This window comes from Pseudomonas sp. PD9R (assembly GCF_019200975.1).
In the GTDB taxonomy this organism is placed as follows: domain Bacteria; phylum Pseudomonadota; class Gammaproteobacteria; order Pseudomonadales; family Pseudomonadaceae; genus Aquipseudomonas.
The window spans coordinates 70,853-93,795 of the sequence record NZ_JAHTMR010000008.1 but is presented as its reverse complement, the minus strand read 5'-3'; the positions used below and the strand labels follow the sequence as shown (position 1 = coordinate 93,795).

At 57.5% G+C, this 22,943-nt stretch carries 15 protein-coding genes; 7 read left to right on the top strand and 8 right to left on the bottom strand.

Translation table 11 applies throughout. The features are described 5' to 3' along the window. Nucleotides 1–22: 22 nt before the first annotated feature. The 7 genes from KUF73_RS17035 to KUF73_RS17005 form a co-directional block, all read right to left on the bottom strand. Nucleotides 23–1,042, bottom strand: a complete 1,020-nt coding sequence (locus KUF73_RS17035) for a hypothetical protein (RefSeq protein WP_218439223.1) — start codon at nucleotides 1,040–1,042, stop codon at nucleotides 23–25. Then, nucleotides 1,039–2,544 carry a hypothetical protein gene (locus tag KUF73_RS17030; RefSeq protein ID WP_218439222.1) on the bottom strand — a complete coding sequence of 502 codons (1,506 nt, stop codon included), beginning with the start codon at nucleotides 2,542–2,544 and terminating at the stop codon, nucleotides 1,039–1,041. Before KUF73_RS17030 ends, KUF73_RS17035 begins: the two co-directional genes overlap by 4 nt. Nucleotides 2,545–3,000: 456 nt before the next feature. Beyond that, nucleotides 3,001–4,998 (bottom strand): U32 family peptidase, encoded by a 1,998-nt coding sequence (locus KUF73_RS17025; protein ID WP_218439221.1) that lies wholly within the window; start codon nucleotides 4,996–4,998, stop codon nucleotides 3,001–3,003. Between the two features lie 222 nt (nucleotides 4,999–5,220). Next, entirely contained in the window at nucleotides 5,221–5,601 is a 381-nt protein-coding gene (locus tag KUF73_RS17020) for a RidA family protein (RefSeq protein WP_218439220.1), read from the bottom strand. Nucleotides 5,602–5,669: 68 nt separating this feature from the next. Beyond that, nucleotides 5,670–8,243: an EAL domain-containing protein gene (locus tag KUF73_RS17015; protein ID WP_218439219.1), complete on the bottom strand. Its 2,574-nt coding sequence runs from the start codon at nucleotides 8,241–8,243 to the stop codon at nucleotides 5,670–5,672. 150 nt (nucleotides 8,244–8,393) lie between these two features. Further along, a complete protein-coding gene (locus tag KUF73_RS17010) occupies nucleotides 8,394–11,222 on the bottom strand; it encodes an amino acid adenylation domain-containing protein (protein WP_218439218.1) in 2,829 nt (942 codons plus the stop codon). 68 nt (nucleotides 11,223–11,290) lie between these two features. Continuing rightward, nucleotides 11,291–12,163: a mechanosensitive ion channel family protein gene (locus tag KUF73_RS17005; RefSeq protein ID WP_218439217.1), complete on the bottom strand. Its 873-nt coding sequence runs from the start codon at nucleotides 12,161–12,163 to the stop codon at nucleotides 11,291–11,293. Between the two features lie 821 nt (nucleotides 12,164–12,984). On the opposite strand from KUF73_RS17005, the gene KUF73_RS17000 reads away from it, so the two are divergent. The 6 genes from KUF73_RS17000 to KUF73_RS16975 all read left to right on the top strand — a co-directional run bounded on the left by KUF73_RS17000 (nucleotide 12,985) and on the right by KUF73_RS16975 (nucleotide 20,494). Further along, complete coding sequence (locus tag KUF73_RS17000; RefSeq protein WP_218439216.1) at nucleotides 12,985–14,115, top strand: PAS domain-containing protein; 1,131 nt, start codon at nucleotides 12,985–12,987, stop codon at nucleotides 14,113–14,115. Next, the gene (locus tag KUF73_RS16995; RefSeq protein WP_218439215.1) at nucleotides 14,112–15,548 is read left to right on the top strand and encodes a sigma-54-dependent Fis family transcriptional regulator; all 1,437 of its coding nucleotides are present in this window, start codon (nucleotides 14,112–14,114) and stop codon (nucleotides 15,546–15,548) included. Before KUF73_RS17000 ends, KUF73_RS16995 begins: the two co-directional genes overlap by 4 nt. A 602-nt stretch (nucleotides 15,549–16,150) precedes the next feature. Then, nucleotides 16,151–16,753 (top strand): dimethylamine monooxygenase subunit DmmA family protein, encoded by a 603-nt coding sequence (locus KUF73_RS16990; protein WP_218439214.1) that lies wholly within the window; start codon nucleotides 16,151–16,153, stop codon nucleotides 16,751–16,753. Then, nucleotides 16,750–17,718, top strand: coding sequence for a PDR/VanB family oxidoreductase (locus KUF73_RS16985; RefSeq protein WP_218439213.1), 969 nt, complete (start codon nucleotides 16,750–16,752; stop codon nucleotides 17,716–17,718). Before KUF73_RS16990 ends, KUF73_RS16985 begins: the two co-directional genes overlap by 4 nt. 17 nt (nucleotides 17,719–17,735) lie before the next feature. Further along, nucleotides 17,736–18,770: a DUF3445 domain-containing protein gene (locus tag KUF73_RS16980; RefSeq protein ID WP_218439212.1), complete on the top strand. Its 1,035-nt coding sequence runs from the start codon at nucleotides 17,736–17,738 to the stop codon at nucleotides 18,768–18,770. 185 nt (nucleotides 18,771–18,955) lie between these two features. Then, nucleotides 18,956–20,494 carry an APC family permease gene (locus KUF73_RS16975; protein ID WP_218439211.1) on the top strand — a complete coding sequence of 513 codons (1,539 nt, stop codon included), beginning with the start codon at nucleotides 18,956–18,958 and terminating at the stop codon, nucleotides 20,492–20,494. 117 nt (nucleotides 20,495–20,611) lie between these two features. Here KUF73_RS16975 and KUF73_RS16970 read toward each other — a convergent pair whose 3' ends face one another. Beyond that, nucleotides 20,612–20,848 (bottom strand): hypothetical protein, encoded by a 237-nt coding sequence (locus KUF73_RS16970; protein ID WP_218439210.1) that lies wholly within the window; start codon nucleotides 20,846–20,848, stop codon nucleotides 20,612–20,614. A gap of 179 nt (nucleotides 20,849–21,027) precedes the next feature. On the opposite strand from KUF73_RS16970, the gene KUF73_RS16965 reads away from it, so the two are divergent. Beyond that, nucleotides 21,028–22,791, top strand: a complete 1,764-nt coding sequence (locus KUF73_RS16965) for an L-lactate permease (RefSeq protein ID WP_218439209.1) — start codon at nucleotides 21,028–21,030, stop codon at nucleotides 22,789–22,791. The last annotated feature ends 152 nt before the right edge of the window (nucleotides 22,792–22,943 follow it).

The following is a 22,943-nucleotide window of genomic DNA, read 5'->3' as shown; positions in this document are numbered from 1 at the left end:
GCGTGCCCTTGAACATTGTCACTCACGCCATCAACAGGCTTTTAAGAACATCAGGCCTCATCTCCCGCGAAAGGAGATTCCCTTGCGTGATTGCAAAATCACGCTCGGTTCGCAACTGATTACTGTACTGCAACCTCCGACCGCTGCGCATGTAGCTGGCGGGCAGCGGAAAATCTCGAGCGTCATCGGTATCCGTAACCCGTTCGAATGTAAAAAGTCCGCTGCTGCGATTGATAAAGCAGGCTGGCAGACCCACAGGATCAATGATGCATACATGCTGACGATCAAGCTTGGGAGCGTGAAAAACATAGTCTAACCAGTCGCACATCTGCTCCCAACGCGGATGCACGTGTTCCTCTGCTGACTCTGGCGTAATGCCCAACATTTTCTGTATCAAGGAACGGGGTACAACATAACTGATTGAACGACCTTCCCGTACATAGAGGCAAATTTGAAGTAGCTCATAACAGCGCCCGAGAACGCCAGCAGCCACCGCTGCACAATGAAGAGGCCGGTCCTGCGGGCAGGGAGCCCTGGGTAACACCGCACCGTCTCGAATGAGTTCTCGAAAGAGAGCGACGGGTAAGTAACTACGAACCAGTAGCTCGGGATCGACAGTCGCTTTTCGTTCCGCCCGGACTAAATCGCCGATGGCCTTGGCGACGCAAACCCCGTTAGGCAACCCCCCTCCGTCACTTTCAACCCATTGCAGAACTCTGTCCCATGGCTGCCCCATTGGCACACCGAGAAAATACAACCCGATGCATGCACCTGCGAGCAATTCCACGTACAGATGATCCGCTTCCTCTACAGTAATTTGCTCTCCAACATCCCTTAATTGTTCACTGCGCTGGCTTAACAGCGTCCGTGTAGCCGCCATAAAAATATCAGCCATTTTTTCTGGATCCCTTCCCTGAACCGACAATTGGCTACGAATGATCAGCGCGATAGGAGGAGCATCTTCGTTGCGAAGAAATTTGGGCACGATCACTTGATGAACGACATCAGCCAGACACTCCAGGGACTCAAAGAAAATCTTCATTGCAGTACCTTCGCAAGCAAATATTCCGGTTCAAAACGAGAAGTATCAATATCTCCAGTTTTAACTTGAGACTCTCCGATGACCTCGAGAAACCCCTCTAACAACTTCACACACCTCTTTTTCGCCGTTGCGTCGTCTAGTCCTACATTGAACCGAGATTTCTCTTTGCACCACTCATCCCCTCCCAACTGAGCGATAATAGATTCAAGACTAAACATCTTTATCTTTTTTTCGTCGGTTTTTTTCATGGCAACTCTGGCGATCAAAGCACATATATACTCTTCAGCATCCTGACCTCGCGATGCCGTCTCTCTTACTTCACGGCGCGCCCACTCAACCACACGACCGTCCTTATCTCCCATTTCATATGTCAGTTCCCTGACCCTGAGCCGATCTGGAAATTCACCAATAATTTGAAACACCGCATTATCAATTACATGAACCCATAAAGATGTGTACGCGGTGACAATACGATAATTGAAAACCTTGTCATTCTGACGCTGCAACAGTTGAAGCTTACGCAAGACCATCCAGTACCACACCAGGCCTATGAAATTATGAAACTCTTCGGCCTTGTTTGCCCCCCTGCCATCCATATAAGGAAGTTGTATTGGTGATACGATCAGCACATTCTCTCTGTTACCTCTTTGCAAAGCAGTAAAAAGTCCAAGTTGCTGACTGTTGACAATACTGTCCCATTCACCTGTGGCCCACCACGCTTTGTCGATTTCGAAGTGATGATAAAAGGCGTAAATCCCCCGATCACTTGCCGAAGAGTCTGGGTCCGCGAATGCTCTGTAGATTTGCTTTTGCCCTTCCGCCGTTCCCAGCGCATTCTGAATACTGCCCACCGCTTCTTGAATATCGTTAACTTGGTTATCCAACTCCAACTTAACTTTATTTAATTCCTCCACCTGTTTGTCAAGTGAGTCTTTCTGGCTCTCGAGCGAGGCAAAATGCTCACCCGCAACATAGATTGCGGCAATAGCCATTACCAGCACGGCCGAGTCCGGGTGGTGATGCATTACTTGCGTCGCAAAAAAAGCCAACGCCGGCAATAAAAAAAACACGCAGACGACAAACAACTGCGATCCAAATACCCGCCTTAACTTCTCTGACTTTACTTTAGATGTAGAAACACTCAATTTACCCGAGGCAAAATCATTTGCAACCAAATGAGAAAGAAATGCAAGCGCAGTAATGCCGACAGAGATAAAGGCAAGTACAATGCTGGCGGACGCACTTACATGTTCTTCAGATACATTACGATGTTCGGCGAGAATATTTGCAAGAACCCCTAACGGTTCGCCACCGCCATCTTTATTCTCACTGACTTTTAGTTTATCCGGACTGTGCAGAACAGAACCATCTGTTGAGAGAGTCGTGTGATTACTGAACGCACCACCCTCCTGAACTCCGTACCCATACACGCCACACAACGCCAGCGTTAAGACCCAGATAACAACCGTACCCATCAATCGTAATCGTCGATAGTTCTTCACGATTAAACCTCCGGATTGCGACTATCCAATGCGAACGCCATCACCCTTACCGACGAAAATCGCGCAGCACTTGAGGGAAACCCGCACTTAAAACTTAACATTGCCGAATACGACCGGATTTCAGTGTAGTTCACGAACCTTTATACGCCGGGCGTTCGAAAGCACCTGCCAGATTTTTTCACAATAGACATTATTATTTTGTGGAATATCGTCTCTACAACTTTACATCAGGCAAAACAAAAGCCCGATTAGTGTTTCATCGCTGAGAAAAAACAAAATTAGAAAACTGCGAAAACCCTAAAAAACCAGACCATTCATTAGCGAAGTTATGCGAAAAAGGAAAAACAAACAGCCATTATTTATACAAAACAGGTGGCCTTTATTTGATCTTGCCGGAGTGACGGAGTGATTAGGGCCCGCCCTCAAACACCTGAGGGCAGGCTCCTCGTTCATGACTCAATGCGGAGCGCGGTGAATGGTCTTGAGCAAGTCTTCAGGGCTGATGTAACCCACGACTGGCTGCACGCTGCCCGGTTGCGGCAGGTCAAGGATGTGGCCCTTCATCTTGCCGATTACGTGCATTTCACAAGGCTTGCAGTCGAATTTCAACGTCAGCACTTCATCGCCGTGAATCAGTTGCATCGGCGCAACCTTGGTGCGCACGCCGGTGACGCCTTTGGCCTGTTTCGGGCAGAGATTGAAGGAGAAACGCAGGCAGTGCTTGGTGATCATCACCGGCACTTCGCCGGTTTCTTCATGCGCCTCGTAGGCCGCGTCGATCAGCTTGACGCCGTGCCGATGGTAGAAATCGCGGGCCTTCTGGTTATAGACGTTGGCCAGGAACGACAGGTGCGATTCCGGGTACACCGGCGGTGGGCTGGTTTCGGCTTTGCGGCCGCCTCGTGGGTGAGCGGCGATGCGGGCCGCCGTCAACGCTTCAATCACCTCGCGGCGCAAGGCCTTGAGCTGTGAGTTGGGAATGAAGTAGGCCTGCGGCGCGTCGAGCTCGATGTTTGTGGCGTGGTACTCGGTGGTGCCTAATTGACCGAGCAGATCGTGCAATTGCTCCAACGCTTGTTCCGGCTTGTTGGCCGCACCGAAAGGACCGTCCAGCACAACGCTGGCGTTGATGCCCTCCTCGCTGCTGGCGGTCAGTTCCAGGCGTTCTTCGCGCAGACGTACTGCCCAGGAAAGGCCGATCCGGCGTTCGGCGGACGTCTTGACCAGCGCCTGCGCCCAGTTGTGATCCAGGTTGCGGCTCAGCGGATGGTTGGGCCGTAGCTGGTGCAGGCCTTTGGGCATTTCGTTGGGTTCGACGCGATAGCGGTAGCGCTTTTCGCCATCCTCTTCGAATTCGCCTTTAGGTTCGGCGATGTTGGTCCGCCAGCCCACGACCTCGCGCTTGACCAGCACATTGAGGCCGTCGCCGTTGGACAACGGTTCGTGGGTGACCACCAACAGGTCGCGCTTGCCGACTTTTTCCACCACGCCCACCGGCAGGCCGGTGAAGGTCGGCGAGTCGAAGGCACCGATGTCGATCTTGCGGTCGCTGACGAAGTAGTCAGTGCTGCCACGGTGGAAGGTCTTGTCCGGGTCAGGCACGAAGAAGTGCGCGGTGCGGCCGCTGGACGCGCGGGCCAGGTCCGGGCGGTCTTCAAGGACGTCGTCCAGGCGCTGGCGGTAGTAGGCCGTGATGTTTTTCACATAGGCCATGTCCTTGTAGCGCCCTTCGATCTTGAACGAGCGCACGCCGGCTTCCACCAGGGCGCGGATGTTGGCGCTCTGGTTGTTGTCTTTCATCGACAGCAGGTGTTTTTCGAAGGCGACGACGCGACCCTGATCGTCTTTCAGGGTGTACGGCAGACGGCAAGCCTGGGAGCAATCGCCACGGTTGGCACTGCGGCCAGTGTGCGCATGGGAAATATTGCACTGCCCGGAAAAGGCTACGCACAACGCGCCGTGAATGAAAAACTCAATCGCCGCGTCAGTTTCGTCGGCGATGGCGTGAATCTCTTGCAGATTCAGCTCGCGGGCCAGTACCAATTGCGAGAAGCCGGCCTGGTCGAGGAACTTCGCTCGCTCAAGCGTGCGGATGTCGGTCTGGGTGCTGGCGTGCAGCTCGATCGGCGGAATGTCCAGTTCCATCACACCCAGGTCCTGGACGATCAGCGCATCGACACCGGCATCGTACAGTTGGTGGATCAGCTGGCGGGCCGGCTCCAGCTCGTTGTCGTGCAGGATCGTGTTGATCGTGGTGAACACCCGCGCGTGGTAACGATGGGCGAACTCCACCAACCGGGCGATATCGCTGACTTCGTTGCAGGCGTTGTGGCGGGCGCCGAAGCTCGGGCCACCAAGGTACACGGCGTCAGCGCCATGCAGGATGGCCTCGCGGGCGATGGCGACGTCGCGGGCGGGGCTGAGCAATTCCAGGTGATGCTTGGGTAGGGACATTTTTTTTAGTCTGGCTTGTCACGGTCAAGGCACGCATTGTAGCGGCGAAACACCGGACCGGCATCCGGGTGCTGCCCGGTGGTGCCTGAGGAAGCTGGATTGACCAAAATCCTTGTGGGAGCGAGCCTGCTCACGATAGCGTCGGTTCAGTCACCCTTTATGCTGGATGTGCTGGCGCCTTCGCGAGCAGGCTCGCTCCTACGGGTGTAAAAACCGCTGAATTCAGGCTTTTGCCGCCATCGCAGTGACTTCCACCCGCATACCTTCAACCGCCAGAGCGGCCACGCCAACGGCGGCGCGCACTGGCCACGGCTTGGCGAAGAAGCGTTTGTATACTTCGTTGAAGGCGGCGCGGTCGGCCATGTCGGTGAGGTAGATGGTCAGGTGCAGGACGCGATCCATGGAACTGCCGGCACGCTCCAGTGCAACTTTCAGCGCCTGCAGGGTGCATTCGCTTTGCAGGGTAATGTCGCCAAGCTCCAGGCTGCCGTCGGCGTGGGTAGGGATCTGCGTGGAGACCAGCAGGCCACCGAAACCGGCAACGTCGGAAGAGATGGAGTCCGCGTCGGGATCGGGCAGAAAGGAGATGTCTTGATTTGCCATGGGGGAACTCTTGCTTGAGAAGGTAAAAGGGCCGTCGTGATTTCGGCGGCCAGTTTACCGGCTCATCGTCAGGCCGTCCTTGAATGAGCGAATTGATCCATGAGTTGCACGAATTCCGCACCCGGCAGCGGCACCGAGAAGAAGTTGCCCTGCCCGATTTCGTAGCCCTGAGCCTTGAGAATGTCGCGCTGAACGGCGCTCTCAATGCCTTCGGCTACAACCTTCAAGGAAAGTCCCTTGCCGATGCCGATGACGGACTCGCTCAAGGCGCGGCAAGAGGCGTCATGTTCCAGATCGTCCACAAAACTCTTGTCCAGCTTCAGCTCGCTGATAGGCAGATGCCGCAAATAACCGAGGCTGGAATAGCCTGTGCCGAAATCATCAATGGCCAGCCGCACGCCCAGCGCATGCAGGTCGCGGATAGTTTTGTCGGTCCCCGGACTGTTACAAAGCAGTACGCCCTCGGTCACTTCCACGCACAAGTCACTGGGCCGCAAGCCGCAGCGCCGCAATTGCCCGGCAATCAGTTCTGCGAGGTTGAGGTTGTGAAAGTTGATGGGCGACAGGTTGATCGACAAGGACGGGATTGCCAGCCCTTGCTGACGCCACTCGGCGAGCTGGTCACAGGCTTCTTGCAGCACCCATTGACTCAAGTCGTTGATCAGCCCGCACTCCTCGGCAAGCGGCACGAATTGCGTGGGCGAGATGTCGCCCAGTGTCGGGTGTGTCCAACGGGCCAGCGCCTCGACGCCAACCAGGCAGCCGCTGGCGAGATCGATTTGTGGCTGATAGAACAGACGCAGGCTTTCGCTGGCCAGGGAATTGCGCAGTGCCGTTTCCAGCACCAACCGATTTTGCGCGATGCGGTTCATGTCTTCGACATAGAAACTGAAGCTGCCGCGTTCAGTGCGTTTGGCCTGGTACATCGCAATATCGGCGCGGTGCAGCAGGCTCTCCATGTCCTGGCCGTCCGCCGGGAACAGACTGATACCAATGCTGGCCGAAACAACGACCGAGGTGCCGGCAATCGTGGTCGGGCGGCTCAGGAGCGTCATCAACCGCTCAAGAAAATTCGTCAGCTGTGTCGCGTTCATTCGTGGCAGGACCAACACGAATTCATCACCGGACAGACGGCCGACCAGGTCAGACTCGCGCAACACGCTGCGCAGCCGTTGCGCCATGACGCGCAGTAATGCATCTCCCGAGGCATGCCCCAGCGCATCATTGATTTGCTTGAAGCGGTCCAGATCAATAAACAGCACGGCCAGCTCGGCCTGCTCCCGTGCCATTTCGACAATGCTGCGCTGCGCCTGGGCCAACAGGAAGCTGCGGTTTGGCAGGCCGGTCAAGGCATCGTAAAAGGCCATTCTGCGGATGGATTCCCGTGCTTCCTCGCGCTCCAGCGCCAACATGCACAGGTGCGTGCCGGCGGTGACCAGGTGAGCATGCAGGGGATCGGGCCCACGGCTTTCCCTGAAATAGAGGGCAAACGTCGCCGCGATGCGCCCGGAGCCATTGCGCACAGGCATGGACCAACACGCTTGCAAACCGGACTTCTGCGCCAGGAATTTGTAGTCGGCCCAGAGTGGGTCGTTATTGATGTCGGTCACCAACACTGGCTCGCCGCGATAGGCCGCCGTACCGCAGGACCCCGCCACCGGACCGATGGACAGCCCTTCGATGGCCCGGGAATAGTCCGTCGGCAAACCCGGGCTGGCCAAGGGATGCAGAATCCCTTCCGGGTCCACACTCAGCACCGAAACAATCACTTCGGGAGCAATGCGCTCAATTTCATGGCACAGCAAGGTCAGCACATTTTCCAGGGATTCCTCTTTGAGCAGTGCGCCAATGACCTTGTCCTGTAACACCTCATGCAGTTTTGACTGCGTGATGTCGGTCAGCACGATCACAAAATTCTCGACCTGGCCTTGTGCGTCGAAAACCGGTGTCGAAGAGACATGCACCCACAGCCGCTGCCCGTTGCGCTTACTGATCAGTGCGCTGAATTCGTGAGGTTGGCCACAGAGGATTTTGTCCAGCCCCGGCTCCGCGTGTGTTTCCGTCCGCGCGTCAGACACAAAAAACATCATCGGCGATTGGCCGATCACTTCTTCACGGGAATAACCCAGCAACTGAACCAGGCCGTCATTCACGTAGATGAGTTGCGACTGGGTGTCGACGATGCACGTCGCCGAATGGCTGGCATTGACCGACATCGACAGCAGCCGGTGCTCGATGTCTTGCAAGCGCAGTTGCGTGACATCCTTGAGGAACGCCGCGTAGAGGGTTCGGTCTTGCATCGCGATTTTCGAAACGGTCATCACGCCCCAGCGTTCCTGAGCATCCTTGCGCACGATCCGCACATCCCGGCTGATGCCTGCGATCTTGCTGACGCCGCCTTCCTGGTTGATGCTGACGAAACCATCGTGGTGCAGGCTCAGGGCCTGGGGAACCAGTGAATTGACATCACTGCCCAGCACTTCTATGCGCGAGCAGCCCCAAAATCGCTCGGCCGCGGCATTGAAAAACACCACCAGATTGTGATCATCCACAACCACAACAGCATCGATAGCCTGCTCCAGTGTCTGCACAAAAAAGTCTTGCGCCTCTTCGCCACTCGTCAGCTCGACTCTTGTGTTCATCGTTGCCACTTTTATCCATGCAGCCACGGCCTTTCGTCCATAAAAGCCAGTGGGACGCCATAAGACCCCTCATGACCGGAGGGGACCTATCATCGAAGCAACATTTGATGCCTGAGACTCAGGATAGCCTCGAAGCGCAAAAATCACAGGTCAGGTGACCTCCTCGACCTTTTCTGTACGGCTCTTCTTCGCGCCTCCATTCCAGCGCGTCAAAATGACTCGAACGGCCTTGTTCCAGACATAACCCACCGCAATGCCACCGATGATGGCAATCACCACCGCGAGCGCCGGCTGGTCAGAGAGGCGACGGGCCACGGACTGAAACTGAAAATGCGTCAGATAAATAAACAGTGTCGATGCCGCTATTGAAGCGAGACCTCGCGCGAGGATGCCTGGCACCGGAATAGACTTGATCCAGATCAGCGCGAGAATGGCCGGCACGCCTACATCGACGTATTCGCTCATTCCAGGTATGGACGGCAGCCCATGGCCGTAGATTTGCAGAAGGTCTCGCCCCAGGATCACAACAACTGCCACCGCGCTGGCGACCCACTTCTGGGCATTTGAATGGGCATAGTGGATTGCCATGCCCAGCACCATGATCGCCAGGTAATACTGCGGCACTCGGTTGTCGAGTACTGAGGCATCGAACACATAGGCATTAATCAAGATGTCTGCGACGGCCAAAGCACAGGACGCCGTGATCAAGGATCGAAACGGATTCGAAACTATTATTTTTCTAACCCGCTCAAACGACAATGCGAAGCCAATGATGACGATCATTTGCAACAGCACTTCAATGTACCAATAGGTAAAGCTGCCGATGACGCTCGGCGGATACCAATTGGAAATCATCAATAATGATTGCCAATGAAACGTGTCGAACAGCACCTGAGTCAGCGCCGTATACAGGATTGTCGGCACCGCGATCGTGGCAATGGACTTGCCAAGCGTACGTGCATCACCGCGTTCATTAATGGCTTGAAACTGGAATCTCGCCAGGCTGATACCTGACACGACAAATAACACTGCCGTCTCGCCGAAAAACGGCCAATTCTGAAAAACATGAAAATGCCCGACAACGATAAGCACGATAGAAAACACGCGCAGCAACACGGGCAGTTCCATTGCCCGAACGGCAAATCTTGATGGTTTGGTGGTGTTTACCCGTTCACACAGTTCACGAACCGGCATGACTTCCCATTGATCCGGGAGATGCCCGATAAGCTGCTCAAGGACCATGGACGCCTGAACGAACGAGAGCGAATCCCCACCCAGTTCCACGAACGACAGATTTGTGTCGATATGCGGGACTTCGAGTATCTCAGCCCAGGCATTCGCCAGCTTCAGCCCAAGCGGTGACAGAGCCTGCTTCGAGCTTGTGGGCGTCGCCTGCGGGTTACCGACCACTGGCGGCAATGCTCGCTTATCGATCTTGCCGTTGGGTGTCAGTGGTATGGCGTCCAGAAAACCAAATAGGGCGGGCACCATGTAGTCTGGAAGTTCATGACTGACATGCTCACGCAATTCAGCAGCTGAAACAGGTCCTGTTGAAACGCAATAGGCCACCAGCCTGACGTTCGAACCTTCATTGTTGGCGATCACAACGCACTGTTTGACACGGGAATGGCGCGACACTGCGTTTTCAATTTCAGCCAGCTCGATCCGATGACCGCGAATCTTGACCTGACTGTCGCCCCGTCCCAGAAAACTGACACTGCCATCTGAAAGATAAGTGCCGAGATCGCCGGTTCTATAGCAAATGTCGTGCTCTGCATGAGTAAAGGGGTTCACCACAAACTTTTCCCGGGTTTGTGTTGTGTCGCCCCAGTAGCCCATCGACAAATAAGGGCTGCGAATCAGAATCTCGCCGACCTCCCCTTCGCCAACCAACTGATTGGTTTCATTCACGAGCAGCAGTTGTGCGCCTTCAATTCCTTTGCCGAGCGGAATCCTGGCGTTATTGGCATCAGGGTCAACCTGGTAGTACGCCATTGCTTGCGGAGTTTCGGTCGTGCCGTAAAAGTTCACGCTGGTGGCATTGGGTGCAATGACGCGTATTTGCTCATACAGCGTATTGCTTAATGCATCCCCACCCCAAAACAGATAACGCAGGGCGTGGAATCTTGACCCGCTAATTTTCGCCCCGGTTTCTATCAGTTTTCCCAACGGGGGCGTCAGGTGAATGATCGATATTGCATGCTGATGCAACCACGCCGCCAGCGCGCCAGGGTCTATGACCGTGGTCTGTGCCGGAACAACAACTTTCGCACCGATTGAGAGTGGCGTGAACACGTCCCTGTAGACAGGGTCATGACCCAGCCCGGAAAGCAGGGAAAAACGATCGTCTTTTGATAATGCGTGCTGCCGGACATGCCACTCGACGAAATGAACCAAGGGCGCATGATTCGTCACGATCCCCTTCGGTTCACCGGTGCTGCCTGACGTGAAGGTGATGTAGGCCGGCTTGCCAGGATCGACCTCTGGCAATGGCTTTGAATCAGCGGCGAACTGATGCAGCGACTCGGCGGGCGATTCAGGAATTCTGACGACTTGCGGATAACTGCCCGCCGCCGTTGGCTCCAGGTGCTCCAGGTCGAACGTCGCCTCACCGCATAGCAGAATAAACGCAGGCTCCAGCGCTCGAATGATTTGCTCTATGCGCGTGGCCGGATAGGCCATGTCAGCCACGGTGAAGGTCAACCCGGCACGCGATGCACCGAGCATTGCGTAGACCAGAGCCGCACAACGACTCGAAACAATCACCACCCGGTCGGATGCAGTGGCGCCCTGTGCAATCAGGAAGCAGGCAAGGCGCTGACTGATCTGTTCAAGCTGGCCATAACTGCACATCGCATCGTGAGAGATGACAGCCGTTGCATCCGGCGAGTGGGCCGCCTGCTGCAAAAAATCAGTGAATATCGGACGCTCGACACAATATTCCAGGGGAAGTGTGGGGTTTGGACGCACATCCTGCATTTTTCTTGTTAACTCCGCTTGGGGTCGATTGCGGCCAATCAGGAATGACCGCAATCGACCCGACTCGGTTACTCCTTGGTCAGCGCGCCGGGTAATGCAGCGCCCTGCTGGAAGATCACTGTTTGTGCCGGCATCGGTGCCGGGAAGCCTGCTTCGCCAAGAGCATCCTTTATAGTGCGGTTCGTGTCGAAATACACCTGCCAATAATTCTCGTTGTGGCAGTAAGGACGCACCGCCAGCACTGGCCCCACCAGGTTGAACTCCAGAATTTCCACGTCTACCGCAGGTTCGGCGAGCACATTGGGAATGGCCGCGATTTTCTCCTTGAGCAAGGCCGCAGCGGCTTTCCAGTCGGCAGCGCCAGACAGCTGCGCCTTCAGTTCGACGCGGCGGAACGGGTTATGGGTGAAGTTCTGGATGTTGTCGCTGAAGATCTTGTTGTTGCCGACCAGGGTCAACACATTGTCCGGGGTGTTGATCGCGGTCGCGAACAGGCCGATCTCGGTGACTGTACCGACCACCCCGCCAGCACTGATGAAATCACCGACCTTGAACGGACGCAGGACAATAATGAAAGCCCCGGCCGCCAGATTGGCCAGCAACCCCGACCAGGCCATGCCAATCGCCAGGCCGACCGCAGCAAGCAGCGCGGCGAAGGTGGTGGTCTGCATCCCGAGGTAGCCGAGGATGGCAATCACCAGAATAATATTCAGCGTCACGGTGATGGCCGAGCCGACATAGCGCAGCACGGTCGGATCGACCTTCTGCTTGCCCAGGCCTTTCTGCACCATGCTGACTGCAAACCCGATCAGCCAGCGCCCGACGATCCAGAAGGCGATAGCGCCCAGAATCTTGACCGCGAAAGCGACACCGTAGGCCTGTATCACTGCTATGAGTGCGTTGAACTTTTCGGTGGTTACGTTAACGATCGTCTCGTCCATGGCTGGAGCTCGCAAATGAGGGTTGACCTCAAGACGCTAGCACAGCCCGTGAACCCCGCCAGTCAATCGATAAGTGCTCTGACGCCTGCCCTAACGGCCCGGGCCTGCGCCAGGCGACGGAGCGAACGACGCTTATGAAGGACGCAGACAAACAAATGCCCCGATTGGTCGGGGCATTTGATCCTGGCAGCTGCATGTGTCCAGTTGCACAGGTAGGCTTCGAGAGCCAAGTAGGTGGCCAGCGCTGGTCTCTGGCTTACAAGGTTTATCAGGCTTCCCACAGAACAGACATGAAGCTACGCACTGTCCTGCTTCACACGGCATAAGGGCTGGATCTCAGCGCGGAGATCTTTCTAACCGTGTACCCTTCGGGGCGCGCCCCACGCCTCCTCGCTATCCGCTTGCGCATCAGTCTGCGTTTTCACCTACACCTTCAGAGTAGCAAAGCGCTCAGCGTGTGGGTCCTTGTTTTTAGACCGATTTCATCCTGCAAAACCCACGATAAAACGCAATGAAACTATGGCCCATGTGGGTGCTGCCGAAGGCTGCGATCTTTTGATCTGGTTTTTGATTTGGCGCCTCTGGAATTGCTGAAGATTAAAAAGATCAGATCAAAAGATCGCAGCCTGCGGCAACTCCTACAGGTTGTTCATCGGATTAGTATCTTGGCGTGATCAAGTGCTGCGAAAATGCCCATTCGCTGCGATATCGCAGCATTTCAGCTTTGACGCGCGCTCAACGGTCAATATTCATTAGCGTTTCAGTTGGCATGCGATATGCCCTGTCCAGACACCCCTACGCCAAATCGAGCCGATCCATCGATGGATATCCTGAATTTACTGGCCAAGAAAGCTCAGCCCCTCGCAAGCACCATCAGCGCCGACGGGCAATTGCTCAGCCTGTCCGCCAGCCTGAGCGATCAATTGGGCTATGCGCCCGAAGCACTGCTGACGCAACCGATCGAACGCATCTTCAGCGTCGAGTCGGTGCGCACCTTGCAATCACTGTTTGCCAACCCGCCAGCCGACGAACACGTCCAGAGCCTGGAACTCACCCTGATTCGCCACAACGGCGGCCTGCTTCACGTCGTCGCCAGCGGCCTGCTGGAATGGCGCCGCGTGCAACCGGCGCGTCTGCATCTGCTGAAAATCCCCCTGGGGACGCTGGGTCATCGACTGCGGGAAATGCAAAACGCCAACGAAGTGATGAGCCAGATGCTGCAAAGCGCGAAGGTCGCCTACTGGTGCATCGAGTTCGCCGAGGCGGTGGACATCAACAATTCCCCGGACGAAATCGTCCGCCAAGTGTTCGAAAACGACTCCCACTGGCGCATGTGCAACCGCGCCATGGCCGAGGTTTACGAGATGCCGTCGGATGTCGACTTCAACCATCAACCGGTGCGTCTCTACTGGCCGCGCAGCCCGGCCAACGAAGAGTTCGTGCGGCGCTTGATCGAGTCCGGGTTCAGCGTCGACTGCGCGCTTTCGGTGGATCGGCGCCACGATGGCTCGCCGGCCTACGTTGAGAACGACGTACGAGCGACCATTATCAACGGGCAGCTGTTGCGGATGTGGGGCAGTATCCGCGACGTGAGCCAGGAACTGCGCATGCAGCACGACGCCGAGCAGCGCATTGATGCCCTGCGCCGGGTATTCGATGCCGTGCCCGACGCCGTACTGGTGATCGATGAACACCTGCAACCGCAATGGCGCAACGCGGCGTTCGAAGACACCTTCGGCATCACCCATGGTGCCGGTATCGCCCGCTTGCTACTGGGCTCTGCCCTGCCTGAGCGCACCTGGCACAACCTGCCGTTGCCGGATCTGAACGGGCGCGACCGCAATTTCAATGTGCATTGCTCGCGCATCCTGATTCGTGACGGGGTGGCCTGGAAGGTCGCCGTCTTTCGCGAAAGCCAGGGCGTTCGTCACGTCGAAGAGTTGCACCCATGAAAGACTCGAACCTGCCGCCCACATTGCAGATGGGCATGCGTTCCTCGGTCAACGCCAGCAGTGAAGTGTTGGGTGCCTTGCTGGAAACCCCCGCGTTGCACGCCTTGCTCGACAGCTTCAGCGAAGCATTGATTGTCACCGACGGTGAAGGCCGGGTGCGCTTTCTCAACCTGGCCGCCGAGCGCGTCAACCGGCTGTCGAAGCAGCAAGCTGTCGGTTTGTCCGAGAGTGATTTTTACCAGCGTTCAGCATTGAATTACGACGACTTGCTCGGTGCTCTGAATCGCGGCGGCAACAGCGCCCTGACCCGCTCCCGGGAAGGTCGCGTGCTGCTCAGCAGCACCCACGCCATTCCCACGGGCGCCTACGAAAAACCGTTCAGGATGTTGACCCAGAAAGACTTCGACGGCAGCCAGCCGCAGCGTCGAGCGTCACTTGGCAGTCGCCCGGTGGAACCACAAGGCCTGCGCGATCCACAGGACAACGCCCTGCACCTGTCACCGCAGCTGTCGAGCATTGCCGACACCGGCGTGCGCGCATTCCGTCGGCGTGCGCGGCTGTTGCTGCTGGGCGAACCCGGCGTCGGCAAGACCGCCATTGCCCGGCATATTCACCGTGCGGCCGGTTGGGGTGATCGCCCGTTCATACACGTCAACTGCGGGAGCATTCCCGAGAGCCTGTTCGAGTCGGAAATGTTCGGCTACGAGCGCGGCGCCTTTACCGGTGCGTTGCAGGGCGGCAAGCAAGGCTATATCGAGGCGGCATCCGGTGGGACGCTGTTCCTCGACGAGATTGGCGAGATCCCGTTGCACGTGCAGGCCAAGCTGCTGAAGTTTCTTGAAGACAGCACCATTCAGTCGGTGGGCTCGCCGTTGAGCAAAACCGTGCAGGTGCAAGTGATTGCGGCCACCAACAAGGATCTGCGCCACTCGGTGAGTACCGGAGAATTCCGCGCCGACCTTTACTATCGCCTCGCTGTGCTGCCGGTAGAAATTCCGCCGCTGCGCCAGCATCGCGATGATCTGCCGTTTCTCATCGACATATTGCTCAGTCGAATCAACGGTGATCGCGAGCCTTCACTGAGCCTGTCCGCCGGTTGCCGCAAGCGGCTGATGAGCTATGACTACCCGGGCAATGTTCGTGAACTGGTGAACATATTTGAACGGTTGGCGGTGCTCGCTGACGATGAAGCGCAGGAGCATCATCTGCCGGCCGAGTTGCTGCAACCGGCGCGCGTTCAGGAACGATTGAAACCGCCGATCGCAGACGATGACACAGACGAAACCCCTGAACAGAACCTCAAACTTCAGGTCCAGCAATTCGAACGCCAGATCATCCTCCAGGCCGTGGACCTGTGCGGCAGCAAGCGCAAGGCTGCGCAGCACCTGGGCATCGACATCGGCACATTGATTCGCAAGCTGCAACGCGACTAACTGGTTGAAACGCCCCCTGTAGGCGCTGCCGCAGGCTGCGATCTTTTGATCTGATTTTCGGCGCGGCTGGAAGTGCAGAAGATCAAGAGATCGCAGCCTCGTTGCACTCGACAGCTCCTACAGAAGCGCCTGCCAGCCACACGCCCCCTGTAGGAGCTGYCGCAGGCTGCGATCTTTTGATCTTGTTTTTCGGCGCAGCTGGAAATGCAGAAGATCAAGAGATCGCAGCCTCGTTGCACTCGACAGCTCCTACAGAAGCGCCTGACGCCCACACGCCCCCTGTAGGAGCTGCCGCAGGCTGCGATCTTTTGATCTTGTTTTTCGGCGCAGCTGGAAATGCAGAAAATCAAAAGATCGCAGCCTCGTTGCACTCGACAGCTCCTACAGAGGGTGTTTGTTGCGTGTCACCGCTGCAAAAACGCCTACAACCGTGGTTATTTTTGCCTGCATCGCTTTCGCAAAATTATAATTTATCCTTTAAATTCAACATCTTGAGTTTATGGCACGCCCTGTGCTCCTGCTATTGGCAACCCACCATCGTTGGGCTTTGCATCAGAGCCGGCTTTCATCAGCCGCGCCGATAGCCAGGAGGAAAAATAAGAATGTTGATCACCGGGATCAAAAGCCGACCGGTCTATGACCAGTTGCAACCGCTGCCGGGAGGCTTGCGGCACATCATCGTCGGGCAAGGCAGTGGCGGTCGCGCCATGTTGCGTCTGTTGGGCGAAATGGCCGGACTGGATCGGCCCATCACCTTGCTGTACTCCCAGGAATCCTTTTCCGGCCAGGACTTCCTTGCCGAGTTGCAACAGCACCCAGGTCATCAATTGCAGGTCTACGCCAGCAACCAGGCGTTAATCGATGACCTTAACGACCTGCTGTTCGATGCGCGCATGGGCACACGCTTGTACATGGCCGGTTCCGAAAGCTTCCTGGGCAGCGCCATGCAGGTGGCCACCCGTTTCGACCTCAATCGCGATGAAGTGCTGCGCGAACACTCCGGCACCCTCGTGCGCCGCGTCTGGTGCGTGCACTGCGATACCTACACCGAAAACGTCACCCAACGCGTCTACGACTGCCCCGGCTGCGGTGTGACGCTGGTGGTGCGCGACCACTACTCCCGGCGATTGGCGGCGTTTCAGGCGGTCAAGGCCGATGCCGAAGTGCCGGGTGAACTGCCCCCAGCCGAGGAGCTCGACACATGAGCCAGAACAACGGGACTTTGAATCTGCGTGTGGCCCGAATCGAATCGGTGACCCCGGAAATCAAGCGTTTCACCCTGGTCTCCCCGACCGGCGCACACCTGCCGGCCTTCTCCGGTGGCAGCCATCTGGTGGTGCTGATCGACAACGACCGCAACACCTTGCGCAACCCTTACTCGCTGCTGAGTTCACCCTACGACACCAGCAGTTATCAGATTGCCGTACGCCGGGTCGAAACCGGTCGTGGCGGCTCGGTGTCGATGCACGACACTGTCAGCGAAGGCGATGTGATCGAGGTCACCCCACCGGTCAATCTGTTCCCGCTGATCAAACAGGCGCGCCTGCACCTGTTCATCGCTGGCGGTGTCGGCATCACGCCAGTGATTTCGCAACTGGAGGAATTGCGCCTGAGCAAGGTGCCTTTTGAACTGCACTACGCGGTTCGCGGCGAAGAGCATGCGCAAATCGGCAAAGAGTTGCAGGCGACCTACGGCGAACAGGTTCACCTGTACCGCAAGGGCATCGAAGTGCGCATGGACATCGGGCTGATCCTCAAAAACAGGCCGCTGGGTAGCCATGTCTATGCGTGCGGCCCGGACAGCATGATTGACGCCACGCTGGACTGCGCCCGCAAGCTTGGCTGGACCGACAGCCATGTGCACTTCGAACGTTTCCTTGAGCAAAGCAGCGGCGGCGAAGCCTTCAGTTTCACCCTTGGCCGCAGCGGCACGACCATCGACGTCTCCCCCGACCAGACCATGCTCGAAGCGGTGGAAGCCGCCGGTTTCAGCATGCCTTACCTGTGCCGTGGCGGTGCCTGTGGCCACTGCGAAACCGAAGTACTGGAACTCGACGGCGAACTGCTGCACAGCGATGACTGGCTGTCCGACGAAGACAAAATCAGTCGCAAGAAAATCATGCCCTGCGTATCCCGCGCCAAGTGCAATCGCCTGGTCATCGACCTCTGATCGACGGAGACATAACAATGAATATCAAATTCAATCCCGACGAAACCTATCGCGACGACTACACCTTCGCCAACAGCCCGGAAACCATCGCCCGCGCGCCCTTCCCGTTCCCCGATGACGACTACATGTACTCGATGAACCTCGAACCGCATGTGTCGGTGGGCGATGGTGCGTTCCGCGCCGCGTTCGATATCGACGAGCACTACATCAGCGAATGCCGCGACCGCGCGATCACCCTGGAGAAAGATCCAGGCATGCACTACGTCTCGGCACCGCACATGATGGAAGCGCAATGGGACCTGCTGGAACTGATCATGGAGTCCTACGCCCGGGACTACCCGCAGTATTTCAGCCTGGAGCGTGAAGGCCGGGAATGGCACTGGACCAACACGCTGCTGAACATCGACGATCGCTTCATCTTCGGTGACCCGACCACCCTGCCCTATGAGCCGATGGAATACGTGACTCGCCAGGCCCAGGGCGACTGGGTGTTGCAGGAAGAGCGTGATGGCACGCTGTATTGGGGCGCCGGGATTGCCACCCAACGCGCCGATTATTCGCTGCGTTTCAACCTCGGCATGAGCTGGGAAGAGTTCCACGGCCCGGTGCCGCTGGTGAAGGAAATCGGCATGCTCGACCGTGCCTTGAAGTTCCTGCTGCGCCTGCGCACCGGGCACCCGGTGCGTCGCCTGAACTGGTCGCTGACGGTCAACCCGCGCCTCGAAGTCTCGGCTGAAAGTCTGCCGGAATGGGCACCGGACCGGACCATGGTCACCGCTGAAAACGCCGGCCAAATGGTCTACCTGCGCATCGAGTTGCAGCCGTTGCACCGCCTGCCGCGCAGCAACGCCATTGTCTTCCCGATCCGCACTTACCTGCTCAGCCTCGAAGATATCGCCACCAACCCGGCATGGGCGCGGCGCATGCATCGGGTACTGCGGGATTTGAACCAGCAATTGGTCGATTACAAGGGCTTCAGCCGCTACCGCGATGCGGCGGTCGAGTGGCTTTCGCAGTACGACGATGGTGGTGATAGCAAAACCAAATCCTGACGCGATCCCCCTGTAGGAGCTGGCTTACCAGCGAAGGACTTGAAAACGCCGCGTTTATCCAGAACGCACTCGTTTTCGTTGACGACCTTCGCTGGCAGGCCAGCGCCTACAGAAAAAATTGAGCGGCGTTCTTAAGACAACCCGCCAGCACTGCAATCCACTGCCATTGATAATGAGGAAACAACATGAGTGGCTCATCCAATACGCGTGCAAGCGCCAGTGCCGATCAGGATGCGGAACAGCTCCGCGCCCTCGGCTACAGCTCGGATTTCAATCGCAGCATGAGCCTGTGGGAGAACTTTTCCCTGGGCTTTACCTACCTGTCGCCGGTCGTCGGCGTCTATACCTTGTTCGGTTTGTGCCTGGCCGCTGGCGGCCCGCCGATGTTTTGGTCTTACCTGCTGATCGGCGCCGGGCAAATGCTGGTGTGCCTGATCTTCGGTGAGGTGGTTTCACAGTTTCCGATTTCCGGCGGTGTTTACCCATGGGCCCGTCGCCTGGTGGGCAAACGCTGGGCGTGGATGGTCGGCTGGGTGTATGCCTGGGCGTTGTGCGCCACCATTGCCGGGGTCGCCGTAGGTGCAGGGCCGTATCTGGCCATTTTGCTTGGTTTCAAACCCGGTCCCGAGTCCAACATCCTGATCGCCCTGTCGATCATTCTGCTCTCCACCGCGTTGAATCTGGTGGGTACCAAGTTGTTGGCGCGGGTAGCGATGTTCGGCTTCCTGTGCGAGTTGGTCGGCGCGATTCTGGTCGGCGGCTACTTGCTGATCTTCGAGCGTCACCAGCCGTTCAGTGTGCTGTTCAACACCTTCAACCTTGAAGTGAATGGCTCGTACTTGCCGGCATTCCTCGCGGCGTCGCTGGCGGGTCTGTTCCAATACTACGGCTTCGAGGCGTGCGGCGATGTGGCCGAAGAAACGCCGAACCCGGGCAAGCGCATTCCAAAAGCCATGCGCATGACCATTTACATCGGCGGTGCGGCGGCAATGTTCGCCTGCCTGGCGCTGATTCTCTCGGTGCCGGACATGGCCAAAGTGCTGGCCGGTGAAGACACCGATCCGGTCGCCACCATCCTGGCCAACGCCTTCGGCCCGGTCGGTTCGCGCCTGGTCATGGCGGTGGTGATGGTGTCGTTCATCTCCTGCGTGCTGAGCTTGCAGGCTGCCGCCAGTCGTCTGTTGTTCGCCTATGCGCGGGACGAAATGATCGTCGGCAGCTCGCTGTTCAAACGCCTGTCGGCCAATCACGTGCCGTCATTTGCGTTGCTGGTCAGCGGCCTGGTGCCGGCGGCGATTGTCTGCCTGGGGTTATTCATGGCCGATGCCGTGGCGACCATCGTCGGCTTCGCGGCGATTGGTATCTACGTGGCCTTCCAGTTGATCGTGGTAGCGGCGTTGATCGCCCGCGCCAAAGGCTGGCGTCCGAACGGTCAATTCACCCTCGGCGCCTGGGGCCTGTGGGTGAACCTGGCCGCGCTGATTTATGGCGTGTGCGCCATCGTCAACATGGTCTGGCCGCGTACGCCGGATGCGCCGTGGTACATCAACTACGCGATGATCCTGACCACGCTGGTGGTGATGGGCGCGGGCGTTGTTTATATGCTGCTGGGCAAGCCATATGACAAAGGCACGGCGCCGGCGGGTGATGCGTGGAAGTTTTCAAAACCACGGGCCACGTCTGCTGGGCGTTCCGGTGCGTCCGTAAACAGCCCCGTAATCTGACAACCCCCTGTAGGAGCTGCCGAAGGCTGCGATCTTTTGATCTTTTAGCGCCCATGCGATTGCCGAAGATCAAAAGATCGCAGCCTTCGGCAGCTCCTACAGGGTTTGCGCCAATCGCTACAACGTTCTCTGACTATTGCCGATGCCTTTGGCAATATCGATGCCCCAATCCATCGCCGCCTCCATGTCCAGCATGTGGGGCTTGGGATCGTGGTCTTCGTCAATTACCGTGCCGTCCGGCCGGTAGACACCGATGAACATCCCCAGCGAACCGTCCCTCAGTATCTCGGCTTTCACCTCGATATTGCATCCGTTCGAAAGCGTTTCCTTATGGACCAGATGGCGCTCAGTCATTGTGGCATTCCTCCCATTGCTGGATTTCAACCCTACCCGCCATGCTAGCTCAGCCCAGCTGATCAGCGCTTATTCACAGGACCAGAGGCTCGCCCTGACAGCGGCGTAATGCCACCTATACTACAAGCCACCTCCCCCCAGGGGTCTGCATTTCCAACAATAAAAAGCAGAGGTGGAACATGGTCTGGCAGCAAATCTACGATCCGTTCAACAACCCAGTGCTTTCAACCGTAATGGCCGCTGTGCCGGTAGTGGTGATGCTGGCCTCCCTGGCGTTCTTCCACGTCAAGGCACACCTGGCGGCGCTGCTCGCCCTCGCCTCCGCGTTACTGATTGCAATCTTCGCTTTCGGCATGCCCGCCAACATGGCGGGGTCGGCCGCGTTATATGGCGCAGCCAACGGTCTGCTGCCGATTGGCTGGATCGTGTTGAACATCATCTTTTTGCACCGGCTGACCACTGAGAATGGCTCGTTCAAAGTGCTGCAGGATTCCCTGGCACGGATTACCGACGACCGCCGCCTGCAATTGCTGCTGATCGCCTTCTGCTTTGGCGCGTTTTTCGAAGGGGCCGCGGGTTTCGGTACGCCGGTGGCGGTGACCGGGGCAATTCTGATCGGGTTGGGTTTCTCGCCGCTGGCCGCCTCTGGCCTGGCACTGATCGCCAACACCGCGCCCGTGGCGTTCGGCGCCTTGGGTACGCCGATCATCACCTTGGCCAAGGTCACCGGGCTGGATGAGATGGAACTGTCGATGATGGTCGGGCGGCAGCTGCCGTTCTTCTCGGTGATTGTGCCGTTCTGGCTGATCTGGGCGTTTGCGGGGTGGCGCAAAATGCTGGAAATCTGGCCGGCGATCCTGGTGGCAGGGGTCAGTTTCGCGGTGCCGCAATTCATCGTTTCCAACTATCACGGCCCCATGCTGGTGGACGTGATCGCCGCACTGATTTCCATGGCTTGCCTGACGCTGTTCCTGAAAGTCTGGAAACCCGCCACTGTGCACACCTCAGCCGCGCTGTCCGGACGGGTCGACAACTCGAAAATCGATGCCGAGCACGACGCCAAACCCGAACCAACCGCAGCCTTCGCCAGCGATGCCAAGCCTGCCGTGATGCGCGCCTGGATGCCGTGGATCATCCTCACCATTTTCGTTTTCGCCTGGGGCACCCAGGGTTTCAAAAACATGTTTGATGTTCGCCCGGCCATGGACCCTGCTACCCACTCGGCCAAGCTTGACCCCCAGGGCAAACCCGTGAGTGAAGCGAATCCGGTGTTTGCGCCGATCCTGACCTTCAGCACGATTCACCAACAGATCGAGAAGGTGCCACCCGTCGTCCCTGCGCCAAAAACCGAGGACGCGATCTACAAATTCACCTGGTTCACCGCCACCGGCAGCGGCATCTTCCTGGCGGCGGTTCTCGGCGGATTGCTGATGGGCTACTCCATCCCGCAATTGATCAGCCAGTACCTGCGCACGCTGTGGGTGGTGCGCTATTCGCTGATCACCATCACCGCCATGCTCGCCCTTGGTTTCCTCACGCGCTATTCCGGGCTGGACGCGACGATGGGCCTGGCCTTCGCCGCGACGGGGATTTTCTATCCGATGTTCGGCACCCTGCTCGGCTGGCTCGGCGTCGCGCTGACCGGCTCGGACACGGCGTCCAACGTGCTGTTCGGCGGCTTGCAGCGGGTCACTTCCGAACAGCTTGGGCTGAGCCCGGTGTTGATGGCCGCCGCCAACAGTTCCGGCGGCGTCATGGGCAAGATGGTTGATGCCCAGTCAATCGTGGTCGCCTCTACCGCCACCCGCTGGTATGGCCATGAAGGGGAAATCCTGCGTTACGTGTTCTTCCACTCGATCATCCTGGCGATTCTGGTCGGCGGATTGGTGACGTTGCAGGCCTACGTCGCGCCGTTCAGTCATATGGTGGTGGGCGGGCATTGATCCCCGTAGCCCAGCATCCCCGGGCCTTGCTCGCGATGGACGGTAACGATTACGCGTATTCGCAGGATGAACGCGTAGCCCTCACGTCCCTCGCGAGCAAGCTCGCTCCTACAGTTGCCTAAATGGCCCGGGCTTTCGTGAAGGGAGTATCG